This window comes from Streptomyces sp. N50 (assembly GCF_033335955.1).
Classification (GTDB): Bacteria; Actinomycetota; Actinomycetes; order Streptomycetales; family Streptomycetaceae; genus Streptomyces.
Genome location: NZ_CP137549.1, coordinates 4,062,925 through 4,075,382 on the forward strand (window position 1 = coordinate 4,062,925; position 12,458 = coordinate 4,075,382).

At 69.2% G+C, this 12,458-nt stretch carries 12 protein-coding genes; 6 read left to right on the forward strand and 6 right to left on the reverse strand.

The window, feature by feature from the left end:
* Window positions 1-70 precede the first annotated feature (70 nt).
* The 4 genes from phoU to R2B38_RS17840 all read left to right on the forward strand — a co-directional run bounded on the left by phoU (window position 71) and on the right by R2B38_RS17840 (window position 3,023).
* Entirely contained in the window at window positions 71-760 is a 690-nt protein-coding gene (gene phoU, locus R2B38_RS17825) for a phosphate signaling complex protein PhoU (RefSeq protein ID WP_318017123.1), read from the forward strand.
* 196 nt (window positions 761-956) lie between these two features.
* A complete protein-coding gene (locus R2B38_RS17830) occupies window positions 957-1,112 on the forward strand; it encodes a hypothetical protein (RefSeq protein WP_019062518.1) in 156 nt (51 codons plus the stop codon).
* Between the two features lie 110 nt (window positions 1,113-1,222).
* Entirely contained in the window at window positions 1,223-1,471 is a 249-nt protein-coding gene (locus tag R2B38_RS17835; protein WP_033281264.1) for an SCO4226 family nickel-binding protein, read from the forward strand.
* A 175-nt stretch (window positions 1,472-1,646) separates the two neighbouring features.
* Complete coding sequence (locus R2B38_RS17840) at window positions 1,647-3,023, forward strand: S53 family peptidase (RefSeq protein WP_318017124.1); 1,377 nt, start codon at window positions 1,647-1,649, stop codon at window positions 3,021-3,023.
* A gap of 76 nt (window positions 3,024-3,099) precedes the next feature.
* Here the strand turns inward: R2B38_RS17840 and R2B38_RS17845 are convergent, their stop codons facing one another.
* The 3 genes from R2B38_RS17845 to R2B38_RS17855 all read right to left on the reverse strand — a co-directional run bounded on the left by R2B38_RS17845 (window position 3,100) and on the right by R2B38_RS17855 (window position 6,234).
* Window positions 3,100-3,585, reverse strand: coding sequence for a hypothetical protein (locus R2B38_RS17845; RefSeq protein WP_033281266.1), 486 nt, complete (start codon window positions 3,583-3,585; stop codon window positions 3,100-3,102).
* A gap of 95 nt (window positions 3,586-3,680) precedes the next feature.
* Entirely contained in the window at window positions 3,681-4,472 is a 792-nt protein-coding gene (locus R2B38_RS17850) for a hypothetical protein (protein WP_318017125.1), read from the reverse strand.
* 376 nt (window positions 4,473-4,848) lie between these two features.
* Window positions 4,849-6,234: a macro domain-containing protein gene (locus tag R2B38_RS17855; RefSeq protein ID WP_318017126.1), complete on the reverse strand. Its 1,386-nt coding sequence runs from the start codon at window positions 6,232-6,234 to the stop codon at window positions 4,849-4,851.
* Between the two features lie 104 nt (window positions 6,235-6,338).
* Here R2B38_RS17855 and R2B38_RS17860 point away from each other — a divergent pair, with 104 nt between their 5' ends.
* Window positions 6,339-7,223, forward strand: coding sequence for a macro domain-containing protein (locus R2B38_RS17860; RefSeq protein WP_318017127.1), 885 nt, complete (start codon window positions 6,339-6,341; stop codon window positions 7,221-7,223).
* Window positions 7,224-7,337: 114 nt separating this feature from the next.
* On the opposite strand, the gene R2B38_RS17865 is transcribed toward R2B38_RS17860, so the two are convergent.
* The 3 genes from R2B38_RS17865 to R2B38_RS17875 are packed head-to-tail and all read right to left on the reverse strand — an operon-like array spanning window position 7,338 to window position 10,328.
* Window positions 7,338-8,042 (reverse strand): nucleotide-binding protein, encoded by a 705-nt coding sequence (locus tag R2B38_RS17865; protein WP_318017128.1) that lies wholly within the window; start codon window positions 8,040-8,042, stop codon window positions 7,338-7,340.
* A gap of 2 nt (window positions 8,043-8,044) precedes the next feature.
* Window positions 8,045-9,646, reverse strand: a complete 1,602-nt coding sequence (locus tag R2B38_RS17870) for a hypothetical protein (protein WP_318017129.1) — start codon at window positions 9,644-9,646, stop codon at window positions 8,045-8,047.
* Between the two features lie 31 nt (window positions 9,647-9,677).
* Window positions 9,678-10,328 carry a hypothetical protein gene (locus tag R2B38_RS17875; RefSeq protein ID WP_318017130.1) on the reverse strand — a complete coding sequence of 217 codons (651 nt, stop codon included), beginning with the start codon at window positions 10,326-10,328 and terminating at the stop codon, window positions 9,678-9,680.
* 296 nt (window positions 10,329-10,624) lie between these two features.
* Between R2B38_RS17875 and R2B38_RS17880 the strand changes: the two genes are divergently transcribed.
* Entirely contained in the window at window positions 10,625-11,473 is an 849-nt protein-coding gene (locus R2B38_RS17880) for an alpha/beta fold hydrolase (protein WP_318017131.1), read from the forward strand.
* The last annotated feature ends 985 nt before the right edge of the window (window positions 11,474-12,458 follow it).

A 12,458-nucleotide genomic window follows, 5' to 3' on the forward strand; every position in this document is an offset into this window, starting at 1 on the left:
GTTTTTAGTCACAGCCTGACGGGCCCGGGGCCCCTGAGCCCCCGAAGCGAACGTAGGAGAGGGAACCCTGATGCGGGACGCGTACCACGAGGAACTTGACTCGATCGGTGACGGTCTGGTGGAGATGGCCCGGCTGGTCGGGTCGGCGATCGGACGCGCCACGACGGCGATCCTGGACTCCGACCTGAAGCTGGCCGAGAGCGTCATCGAGGCCGACAAGAAGGTCGACGATCTCCAGCACGACCTCGAAGCACGGGCCATAGCCCTGCTGGCCCGGCAGCAGCCGGTGGCGACGGACCTGCGCATCGTCGTCACGTCGCTGCGCATGTCGGCCGACCTGGAGCGCTCCGGCGACCTCGCCCAGCACGTGGCGAAGCTCGCGCGGCTGCGCTTCCCCGACCGCGCGGTGCCGCACGACCTGCACGCGACCATCCTGGAGATGGGCCAGCTCGCCCAGCGCCTGATGGCCAAGGCGGCCGAGGTCATCATCACGAAGGACGTCGACCTCGCCCTCCAGCTGGAGGCGGACGACGACGAGATGGACCTGCTGCACCGCACGCTCTTCCAGCACCTGCTGGACGACAAGTGGAAGCACGGCATCGAGACCGCGGTCGACGTGACCCTGCTCGGCCGCTACTACGAGCGCTTCGCCGACCACGCGGTGTCGGTCGCCAAGCGTGTGGTGTTCCTGGTGACGGGCGAGCACGCGGACGAGCTGCAGCCGGACATCCAACCGGTCACGGGGGCCGAGGGAGCGTAGGTCTGGGGGGTCTCCGGAAGCCGGGGTCATTTCTAACCACTGTCTCGTCCTGAGACTGGTTAGAAATGACCCCGGCCTGCGGAAGGTACCCGGGGGCTCGCGGGGGAAGCCTCAATGCGCCGTTGATGCGCCCGGCGAAGCGGGCATCCAATGGGCACAGGCACCAGCCCCTAGGCACCAGCCTCTAGGAGGACCCATGGCCGAATCCCCCGCCACGACGCCGGACCCGACGCAGGAGCGCGAGACGCAGCAGCCCGCCGAGATCAAGAGCCTCCCGCTCTTCGGTGCCTGCGGCTGCGGTTCGGGCTGCGGGTGCGGGTGCCAGTCCGGCAATCCGTGCCAGTGCGGCTGACCGCCGCCCACTCCAGGAGGGGCCTCGGTGCTACGGCGCCGGGGCCCCTTCGTCGTGCCGCGAGCGCCGTACGGGCGCAGCATGGAAGGAACGGAAGGAGGTGCGCGGTCATGGCTCAGTACATGGACGTACACCACGGGATGAAGGGCATCACGGCCGACCAGTTGATGGAGGCCCACAAGGCGGATCTCGCCGTGGAGAAGGACGAGGGCGTCCACTTCGAGCGGGCCTGGGCGGATCCGGAGAGCGGGACCGTCTACTGCCTGTCGGAGGCGCCGTCGCCCGAGGCGGTCCAGCGCGTCCACGAGCGCGCGGGGCACCGGGCGGACGAGGTGCACGCGGTGCCGTACTCGATCTGAACGGACTCGATCCGAACCGGCAGGACCGTCCGAGTCCTTGGTGCTGTTTGGGCAAAGGGTTCGGCATCGACAGTTCAACAGTCTTGTCCTGTGCATGTCTCACTCGATGAGATGCGCGGAGACCCATTCGCCCGGCTGACGGCCGGGCGAACTCCGCAGCACTCAGGGGGGATTCATGCGCATAGCCCGCACGAGACTGAACATCGCCGCCGCGACGGCCGCCACCGCCGGCCTCGCCGTCGCCGCGCTGGCGACCGCGCCGGTGGCCGGTGTCGCCGGCGCCGCGCCCGCCGCCGTACCGCAGACGAAGGCGATCCCCGCGATCACCGGACACACCCTCGCGCGCGACGTGCCCACCCCGCTCACCAGCGCGGAGTGCGAGGCCAAGTGGCAGATCGCCTGCTACAACCCGCTGCAGTACCGCACCGCGTACAACCTCAACTCCCTGTACCGGAAGGGCATTACGGGCAAGGGGCGGACGATCGTCATCGTGGACTCGTTCGGTTCGCCGACGATCCAGCACGATCTCGACACGTACAGCAAGCAGTTCGGCATGAAGAGCACCAAGGTGAACGTCGTCAAGTGGGGCAAGGTCCCGGTCTTCGACCCGACGAACGCGGACATGACCGGATGGGCCGGTGAGACGACCCTGGACGTCGAGATGGCGCACGCGGTCGCGCCCGACGCGAAGATCGTGCTGGTGGAGACGGCGGTCGCCGAGACCGAGGGCGTCACCGGGCTGCCGGAGATGATGGACGCCGAGAAGTACCTGATCGACCACGGCGTCGGCGACGTCATCACGCAGAGCTTCGGCGCCACCGAGAACACCTTCCCCGGCTTCGACCAGGGCGACTTCTCCAGCATCAAGAAGCTGCGCTACGCCTTCGAGGCCGCCAACCGCAAGCACGTGACCGTCCTCGCCTCCTCCGGCGACGGCGGCGCCACGGACTACAACGCGGACGGCTCGGCCTTCTACGACAAGCCCGTCAACTCCTGGCCTTCTTCAGACCCGTTGGTCACGTCGATCGGCGGCACGCAGCTGCACCTGGACGCCAAGGGCGACCGCGTCACGCCGGACAGCGTCTACAACGACTACGGCGCGGGCGGCGGCGGCCAGTCCCACGTGTTCGCCCGCCCGTCCTTCCAGAACGGCGTGAAGAGCGTCGTCGGGACCCAGCGCGCCACCCCCGACGTGTCGATGGCCGCCGCGGTCAACGGCGGTGCCTGGGTCTACTCCAGCTACGACCCGACGGCCGTCGGCTGGGACGTCTACGGCGGCACGAGCGAGGCCAGCCCGCTCTTCTCGGGCATCGTCGCCCTCGCGGACCAGGCGGCGGGGCACCGGGTCGGCAACATCAACTCGGCGCTGTACGCGCTCGCGAAGCACGGCGCCAAGGGCAACGGCATCGTCGACGTGAACGACGGCACGAACAACACGTACGCGGGCGTGACCGGTTACACGGCGGTCGACGGCTACGACATGGCGACGGGCGTCGGCACGGTGGACGCGCTGCGCTTCGTCCCGGCGCTGGCGCGGGCGAGCCGACGCTGACCCCATCCATCCCAGTGTGGGACGGCCCAGGTGCAACACACCTGGGCCGTCCGCCTGTTCACACGCTTCAGCTGCTTCAGACGCTGATGGACTGGGCGTAGCCGACCTGGTTGAGGACGTACACGACCTGGTCGCGGGACTGCACCGGGATCATCGTGGCGTGGTGCCGACCGCCGCTGTTGACGCTGACCTGCACGAAGCCGGTGGTGACGCGTTCCTTCATCAGGAGGAACAGCAGCCCGACGAAACAGAGCAGGAAGAACACGACCGCCAGCACGATCGCGTGCGGCGGAATCCGCTCCTCCGTACGGGACATGTCCGTGGCCGTCCACACCGCGCCCCTGAGCGGCATCGACCCGGCCGGGCTCACGATGGTGTCACCGTTGACCGCGATGTCGCCGAGCGTCAACAGCGGGGCGGCGAAGGCCGGTTGAGGCTGCTGCCCGTACGGCTGCGGCACGGCCTGCGGGTAGCCGTAGACGGGACCCGGGGTGGAGTAGGGGTTCTGGCCGGGCTTTCCGGGCGGCTGTTCCGGAGGTGGTCCGGGGTACTGGTTCGCCATGGGTGCTCTTCCCCCCGAGAGTGCGTGTGGACGTTCATCCTCCCGCCCGGTCACGTCCCGTATCTACGTAATGACAAGAAATAACCGGGCCGGGGTCACTTCACGTCGATGTAGTCGGCCGAGGCGGTCGTCGGCGGGGTGAGGCTCGTGCCCGCGAAGTCGTAGCGGTACGCGCCGTCCGCCGTCGCCTTCACGGTGGACGTGGCCCAGCCGTTCCGGTCGGTCTTGAGCTTCTTCAGGGTGACGAAGGGGCCGGTCGTGCCCTTGCGGTACTGGAGCAGTACCTGGTGACCGATGAGGGGCGCGTTCTTCTTCAGCTCCCAACTGGCCACCGTCGCCCGGGCCTTGACCGTGATGTTCGCGCCCTTCTTCACCGGGTCCGGCGTGACGACGGTCTGGGACAGGTAGGTCTGGCGCTTGATGCGCGCGAAGTAGACGCCCTCCCCGTGAGTGACGTTTCCGGCGCCGTCGACGGCCACGGGGGTCATGTACCAGAGCCCGGCGAGGGCGTTGCTGCGGAGGTTGACGTTCGGGTCGGCGGTCACGAGGGCCTCGCAGTAGGAGGTGAGCTCGTTGATCTTGTGGCACTGCGCGGACCCGACGATGACCCCGTCGGCCTTCGCCCGCTCCTCCCCGTGCCACAGCTCGAACGACACACTCTTGACGCCGGACGGGTCACTGACCGTCGCGGAGACCGAGAACACCCTCTTCTTGGCGGCCTCGACGCCGACGGTGTAGTCGAGGTTGTGGTTGACGTCGAGGTTCACGAACGTCGTGGCCGACTCGTCCTGGGCGGCCCCGACGGCCGGAAGAGCGAGAGCGGTGACGGCCAGGCCCGCGCTGAGTGCGGCGGCGGTCACGGCGGTCACAGCGGTACGTCTGCGCATGGTGTGGTTTCCCCCCACGGGTGATGCGTCGAGTGGTGACTTCATCCGCATCAGACAGAGGAGGCGCGGGGGAGGTTGCCCTTGACGGCCGGGCGACCCCATCACTTCATCCCGGCTTCGCCGTGGGTTGGCGGGACCGGCGGTCGACGGCCACCTTCGGCGCCCGGTGTCCGTGGGGCGTCGGAATCGGATCGGAAGCGGATGGTGGCTACCCGCGGAAGCGGCGGGGGCGGTGCACTGGGGTCCGGTGAGGCCGGGTGGCGGTGGCGGGCCAGGAACCGGTGGGCGAGGCCGCATGGGGGAGCCGGAGATGCGGAGGAACCTGTCGGCGCGGGGGCTGGACGCCCACAACTGCCCGGTCTCACCTCGGAGTTCGTCACTCCGTCCGGTCGTCCAGGTCCGGGACCAGTTCGTGGAAGCGCCGTTCGACCGGGGAGAGATCGGTGCTGGCCAGGTCCTCCGGGCGGATCACTATGCGGAGTTCGGGTGTGAGCGCGGGGTGCAGCCGGCACGCGGCGATGAACGAGTCGACGATCAGGCCGACGAGCTGGCCGCGGTCGAGGTCCGTCACCCGGGCCAGCCCGGAACCGACGAGCGGGACGGCGACCGGTCTGAACAGGCCGTGCACGGCCACCGAGGCCCAGAGCTGGTCCAGACTCGCGCGCAGATCCTCGTTCCCGGACCTGGCCACCAGGTCGTTGCCGAGCCGCGAATAGGCGACCGCGAAGATCCGGCGGCCGTCGACGGGTACGGCGACGGTCGTGCCCACCGGGTAACGGACCCGCCGGCCGCGCGGCTTGGCCCGCGCGCTCTCCGTGCCGACGGCCCGCACGGAACGCAGCCCGGTCCTCAACTTCTCTTCCAGCAACCGGCGTCGGCCGCCGAAGAGCCGGTCGACCAGCTGGCTCTGGACGCTGTCGCGGCTGATGACGATGTCCTGGTCGGTCTCCGTGTCGAAGGTGTCGGTGAAGCCGACCACCAGATTGCAGTCCGTCTGCTCGAACAAGTCGCCCCGGACCAGGACGACATCGGCCCGCTGACCGGGCAACGGGACTCTGTGGCGCAGCAGTTCGGCACCATGCCGGGCGCGGAGCGCGGCGCGCAGGGTGTCCAGGACGCGGGCGGCGTCGAGGTCGTCGGGATGGTCGCGGACGATCAGCTCGGCGACCGGCAGCGCGAGGTCGGGGCGGCCCAAGTCGGCCTGCACGCGGACCAGTTCGCGGCGGGCGGAGTCCAGCAGGGCGGTGAGGCGGCGGATGAAGGGGTCCGCGAAGTTCTCGCCGTTGACCTCGGCCAGCGGCCGGCCCCGGACCAGGGCCAGCGCCTCGGCCAGCTCATGGGCGGCGGTCGCGGGCGGGGCGAGCAGCGCGCTGCCGACGACCGCCGTGAACCGCGCACTGTCCAGCTCCTCGGGCCGCAGCACCAGGCGGTAGGCGGTCTCCGGGCCGTGCACGGTGACCTGCTGCTCGGTGCGCAGGACGCGGGCGGCGGTGCCGTCCTGGACGGGGTCGAGAGCGCGCCGCAGTTCCAGGACGCGCTTCTGCACCTCGTTGCGATTGCGCTGGTCCAGATGGCGCGGGCCGTCCGCCAACCCCCATACGTCCCGGCGCAGTTGACGCACCGGCACGGCCTCGCCCTCGGCGGCCACCAGGCGGACCAGCAGCCGGGTGGTCAGCGGTGTCAGCCGGACCGGGATCCCGTCGACGTCGAGCCGGACCGGCCCCAGCACTCTGACCTGAATGCGCACTCGTCCATCGGCCACCCGCGTCGCCCCCGCCGCGTTCCTGTGTCGCTGTGTCGCCCTGCTTCATCACTCTGCGTCACCGAGAAGTGACCAGCAGATTATCATGATGTCCTGGAGGAGCCGTGTTTTCTCGATTTCTGCGGTTCTACGGCACCGGACGCGCGCGCAGGATTTTCGCGCGCAGCACGATGGTGGCATTCGGCGGAATATCCGCGGTCCTTCAGTTCGTCGGGCAGTTCTTCCCCCGCAGCTTTCCCGATCCCGGCACGGTCACGGTGGTGTCCGTGGCGGCCTGCCTGCTCTGGGGGCTGGGCCAGGCGCGTCCGGTGCCGCGGGTGGAGCAGGTGTTCCGGCGCCCCGACCTCACGGTGGTCGTCGAGGCGGGCGACGTGTTCGACCAGCCGGCACATCTCGTCGTCGGGTTCTGCGACACCTTCGACACCGCGTCGGCCGCCGGCGAGGTCATCAACGCGGCCAGTGTGCAAGGGCAGTTGCTGCTGCGCCGGTACGAGGGTGACGTACGGCGCCTGGACGCGGAACTGGCCGCCGCGCTCGCCGGTGTCGCACCCGTCGGGCGGGAGGAGCGGGAGCGTAAGCCGCTGGGCAAACTGGACCGGTATCCGCTCGGCACGGTGGCGGTCCTGGGCGCCCGGCCCAGGCTGGTGTTCGGCGTCGCCTACAGCCGTATCGGCAACGACTGTGTGGCCGCGTCCAGCGTCGAGGACCTCTGGCTCGGGCTCGGCCGGCTGTGGGACGCGCTGCACCGGCATGCCCAACTGGAGGCGGTGGCCATGCCGTTGGTCGGATCGGGGCTGTCCCGGCTGGACCATCTCGACCAGGACAGTCTGCTGCGGCTGATCCTGATGTCGTTCGTCGCGCGGTCCCGCGAGGGCGCGGTCTGCCGGGAGTTGCGGGTAGTGGTGCGGCCCGCCGATCTGGAGCGGATCGACCTGCGGGAGGTGGGGGCGTTCCTGAGGGTTCTGGCGTCGGGACTGGACCGCGTATAGAAGTCGGGACTGGACCGCGTATAAAAAAAGGGGGACGGTCGGCATGTGAAAAAAGGGGACGGCTCCCGCGCCCGTCCCCTTTTCTCCCCGGTTCCCTTCCGGTTCGCTTCCGGTTCAGGCGAGCCTGCGATACGCGGAGAGATTCTGGAAGTGCCGGGTCTCGCGCCATTCCGGTCCGGTGTCGTCGAGTTGGCAGCCGGCCAGCCGCAACCGGGCGGAGATCTTCGCGAGGGAGGCCTCCGTGCCGTCGAACCGGATGACGTTGATGCCCGCGGTGTCGGCGACGTGCCGCAGCCGGCCGACCTCCACGATGACGGTCCGCTCGGGGTAGGCCATCAGCACCATGCCCAGCTCGATCAGGACGTTCTGCCGCGGCTGGCCGGTGAGTTGGGTCTCGTCGTCCCGCTCGCGGTTGCCGAGGAGGTGCGGGTGGAGCTTGGCGACGTCGTCGGGGGTGAGCAGGACCAGGGCCGCCTGCGCCTGCGCCGGTGCGTTCATGACGACCTCGCCGAGGAAGGGCGAGGTCTTGCCGGTGGCCCGCACCAACTCCTCCCACTCCAGGGGCCGTAGGTCGAGCCGGCGCAGCAGTCCGAACATCGCCGCGCGCACCTCCTCGTCCCGGCCGTGCACGACGAAGACGCTACGGCCGCGGTCGTGCCCGGCGGGCGGCGGTACGGACGGCTGCCCGGACGCCTGCTCGGAGGTCCCGGGCTCGGCGGCCGAAGTCTCGGGCGCCGCATGGTAGTTGTAGCCGAGGCCCCTGTTCTTCCCGCCGGTGATGATCTGGTTGTTGTCCCCGAACGTATGGCCCTCGCTCATGACTACTGACCTCCTTGGTTGTCGGGCGAACTCGGGCCCGGCGGCTGGTAGTTGTACCCGAAGTTCTCGTTGTGGCCGCCGAGGATCGCCTGGGAGTTGTCCCCGACGAGGATGTTGGTCTGCGCGCGGTCGTGGTCGGCGAGATCCACGTGGTGGTCGCTCAGGAACTGACGGATGGTGTGCAGCAGCCGGCGCTCGACGATCTGGGTGTACTTGAGGGCGTCGGTCTTCTGGAAGAAGTGGTGGTAGGTGTCGCTGGTGGCCATCTCCCGGACGCTGGTGAGCGCGCCGCAGTCCACCGACTGCTTGGCGTAGCGCGCGAGTTGGAACTCGCTGGTGTCGATCTCCGCGCTCCCTCCGGTGAACGTGACGGTGCTCCATCCACCGCGCGCGGGCCGCACGAACCGCCGTACCCGGCCCGGCAGGAAGCGCCGCGGAACCAGCCGCAGCGGCCACAGCGCCAGCGCCAGGCACCAGCGCGGAACGGCCTTGACCATGTCCCACGCGACCCGCACCGCCAGCCGTGCGTCGAACGCGTCGGGCAGCCGGTCGACGAGGTGGAACTCCCTTACCAGCGGCCCGAGTACGTAGGTGTAGAACTCGGTGTGCAGGGTGTCGCCCTTGAGGTCGAAGCCGACGAAGATCGAGGTCACCAGCTCCTCGTTCCAGGAGCCGACGCGGATGCACAGGTACTCGCGGGCCGAGTCGTAGTCCTCCCGCCAGTGGATGGGCGGGAGATCGTCCATGCCGGGCAGTTGGGACCAACCGGTGCCCGCCGTACGGTCGTTGGTGCGGATCGCCGTCGTATAGCGGCGCTGCTCGACGGTCAGCCCCTCGATCCGTTCGTCCCAGCGGGCCTCGTCGCGCAGTTCCGCGCCCATCCTCCCGGCGACGTACGAGGTGATCTCGTGGACGGTGAACGGCAGGACGGGCTTGCGCTCCACCTCGTCCAGGTCGCCCCCGGACGCCTCGAACTGCTTGCGGGCGGCGAGGCGGTTCTTCGGTGCGCCGAGCAGGAGTTGGGCGTTCGCCCAGTCGCGCAGCGGCTCACCTGCTCCGACGAAGGGCCGGAAACCGCCGTAGAAGACGAGGCCTGTCTGGCCGGCCTGTTCGCGGTCTATCTTGCCGATCAGGGCGTCGGTGAGTCTGCCGGCGACGGGGTAGGAGCCGTCGAAGCCACCGGCGGGGCCGGTCTCCTTGAGGCGGGTCATCAGGATGTGCAGGGTGACGACCCGGCGCAAATAGGCGGCGCCCCACAACACCCAGAACATCAGCTGGGCGGCGATGAAGAAGCTCAGCGGGCCGATCGCCAGCAGCAGGAGCGCGACCGCCGAACCGGCCACAACTCCCCATTGGACACGGCGCAGTCGGCGGGCCGCGAGCGCGTGGGCGAGGACCGAGACGGCGTCGTAGCCGTAGGAGGGCGCGACCACTCTGAAGCGGTTCTTGAGCAACTCCCGGATGACGGCCCGGCGGTAGACGGGATCGAGGTAGGTGCCCGCGGACAGCAGGCGGGTGGCCTTGGTCCGCGCGTACACGCGGGGGATCTGCGGCGCTCCGGGCGGAGTGCCGGGCGGATAGCGGTGCGGTGCCTGTGTGCTCACGACGGTTCAGCGCTCCACTCGTGCGGGGATGTCAGCCGATCGGGGTTGCCGTGCCATGGGTGATCACACCGTCCTCGACGGTGTAGGTGACGTTGTACGAGCGCGAAGTACCGTCCGTCTGAAGGGCGTTGAGGACCAGCCTCACGAAGGTCCCCTGCACGGACACCTGACTGACGCTGTCCTGCTGGGTGTTGGCGTAGCCCTTCACGAACGCGTCGTAGTCGGCGTCGCCCAGGTTCTTGCCGCCGAGGGCCCAAGCGGTCGCGTAGTCACGGTTGTTGACCGCGGCGAAGTAGGCGTTGACGACCGCTTCCGGGTCCGCCGCGGGGGTGCTCGTCTCCTGCGTCGGCTCACTGAAGACGCTCGCTCCGGTCTCCGTGGCGGTGGCGGTGGCGGTGGCGGTGGCGGCCGGATCGGAGGCGCCGTACGGGTCCGGCGTCGCGGACTGGGTGTACGCGTACGACGCGGTGGGCGGGGTCCACGGCTGAGCCTGCGCTCCGCCGCCGGTCGAGAAGGAACCGTCGACCAGCCCCAGCAGCAGGACGGCCAGCAGGGGTGCCCCGATGACGGTGAGCCCCCAGGTGCGGGCGGCTCCGGCGGGCGGTATCAGGCCGCCGGCGCGGTAGGGCGCCGGGGGGTTGGGGGCGGTGGGGGTGGGCGGTGGTGGTCCGAGGTCGTTCATGGGACGCTCCGACGGCATGGGCGACATGGGCGGCAGGGAAAGGCCGGCGGGAGAACCCACCGATCAGGGTCGGCGGGAAAACCCGCACAAAAGGCTGATTGACCCCTTGCATGCCACCAGCACGTCCGCTTCCGCCACCAGGGCCGATCCGCTTCCGATGCGCTTCCGGGCGACGGGGCCCCCTGACCCGCCAAGGTGAATTTATCTTCACTTGACGAACGCAACATGGCGCGATACCTTTTTGCGCCAAATGCGGGTTGTTTTCCGCCCCGAGGTCGCTTCCCGATGGAGTGTCGATGGCCGCCAGACCGACCCCCTTGCTGTTCGTCCCCGGCTACTGGCACGGCTCCTGGTGCTGGAGCGACGTCATCGCCCACGTGGCGGCGGCCGGCCACCCGGCTCTCGCCGTGGACCTGGCCGGCCACGGGCTGCGCGCCCGGCGGCCGGCGTGCCTCACCGGGCGCCCGTTCGACCCGGCGGCCCTGGCCACGGAGGTCTCGCCGGTCGCCGATGTCGACCTCGACCAGGCAGCCGACCTGCTCGTTTCACAGATCGAGCGGCTCGGGCACGGGGCACCGGTCACCGTGGTGGCCCACAGCATGGGCGGCACGGTCCTGACGCGGGCCGCCCAGCGACACCCCGAACTGATCGCTCACGCGGTGTACTTGACCGCGTTCATGCCGGCCTCGGACATCCCGGCCGTCACCTACATCCAGAGCCCCGAGAACGCCGGTGAGCTGATCGGCCCCTCCCTCCAGGCCGATCCCGCCGCGATCGGAGCTCTGCGCCTCGACCTCGCGTCGAACGACGCCGCCTACCGTCAGCAGCTGCGGGACGCGTTCTTCGGAGACGTCGACCGAGCCGTCGCCGATGCCGCCATCGGGCTGCTGACCCCCGACGCCCCGGTCGGCATCGCCCTGGGCGCCACCGGCCTGACCCGCGAGGGCTGGGGCTCCGTTCCCCGCACCTACGTGACCTGCGCACGGGACATGGCCATCCGGCCGGCCCTGCAGCAGAGGTTCATCGCGGAAGCCGACGCCGCCTTCCCGGACAACACGACCTCCGTCGTGGCCCTCGACGCGTCCCACTCACCGTTCCTGTCCCTGCCCGGGCGGGTGGCGGACATCGTCACGAAACTGACCTGACCGCGGGCGGCCCACGATCACGGAAAAGCCCCCTGCCGGTGGAGAGACCGCGGGCAGGGGGCTTGATCGAGCGATGGGGGCTACTTCTTCTTGCCCTGGGTGTTGTCGGGGATCTTGGGGGGCTGGGTTTTTGCTGGTCAAAGCAGTGCTCATAGGCGAGCGAGTGGTCATCATTGATCGTCGTTGGCCACTGCCGAGCGGCCTCGGACGGCCCAGAGACGGCCCAGCCAACACCGTCACGAGCGTCGGCTTATCGCGTTACGCAGTGCCTCGAACCAACCCATGAAGAACCATCGCAACCATCACAGCCAGCCTCTCCACCTGCCTTGCGGTTGCGGTTCCGGACGCGCCGGCATGCGCGGAAGCCAGGGAGGAGTAGAGACACGTGGGCTTCGGCTTCGTCGGCCTCCACCACCGTGCAGATGGCAGTAGCCCATCCATCCGGCCGGGTTTCCGCACGCTCGTCCCTGCCGTGTCACGCCAGCGCAACGCCCCATGACCGGAGTTTGGCAGAGCCCGCGCGGGAAGGGGGCGATTGGGGCAACTACCTACGAGAAGCGCGGAGTCCAACGTACGGAGACATCAGCTTGGGACGCTAAGAGTGTTTGCGGGTTGTTCTTGGCTGACCTGCGGCGGAGTAGCGTCGGGTCCGGATGAGCGGTCGACTTGTTCCCCGGTGTTCCCCCCTGGGTCCCCGTGCGATCTGGCACAGGGCTTCGCATGCGAGATCAAAACGTTCGATCTCGCGATCTGCTAGTGCGGACGACCTAACAGGGATAAGCGATGCCAGTCGGCGGCATCGACCCGCCACTACGCGGTAATGCATATCCCTCCCATGATCCACCCACCACTTTCTGACGACACAGTGCTTGAGTAACCGTTGCGCACAGTGAGCTTCTTCGAGCTGGCCACCGATCAGGCGACGGCCTACGAACCGCAACGACCGAGGCCCCCAGGCTGTTGATCGAGATGTCTGACGTCTCAA

Coding starts and splice junctions, on each gene's coding strand:
- phoU (WP_318017123.1), top strand. CDS start 71: ATGCGGGACGCGTACCACGAGGAACTTGACTCGATCGGTGACGGTCTG.
- R2B38_RS17830 (WP_019062518.1), top strand. CDS start 957: ATGGCCGAATCCCCCGCCACGACGCCGGACCCGACGCAGGAGCGCGAG.
- R2B38_RS17835 (WP_033281264.1), top strand. CDS start 1,223: ATGGCTCAGTACATGGACGTACACCACGGGATGAAGGGCATCACGGCC.
- R2B38_RS17840 (WP_318017124.1), top strand. CDS start 1,647: ATGCGCATAGCCCGCACGAGACTGAACATCGCCGCCGCGACGGCCGCC.
- R2B38_RS17845 (WP_033281266.1), bottom strand. CDS start 3,585: ATGGCGAACCAGTACCCCGGACCACCTCCGGAACAGCCGCCCGGAAAG.
- R2B38_RS17850 (WP_318017125.1), bottom strand. CDS start 4,472: ATGCGCAGACGTACCGCTGTGACCGCCGTGACCGCCGCCGCACTCAGC.
- R2B38_RS17865 (WP_318017128.1), bottom strand. CDS start 8,042: ATGAGCGAGGGCCATACGTTCGGGGACAACAACCAGATCATCACCGGC.
- R2B38_RS17875 (WP_318017130.1), bottom strand. CDS start 10,328: ATGAACGACCTCGGACCACCACCGCCCACCCCCACCGCCCCCAACCCC.
- R2B38_RS17880 (WP_318017131.1), top strand. CDS start 10,625: ATGGCCGCCAGACCGACCCCCTTGCTGTTCGTCCCCGGCTACTGGCAC.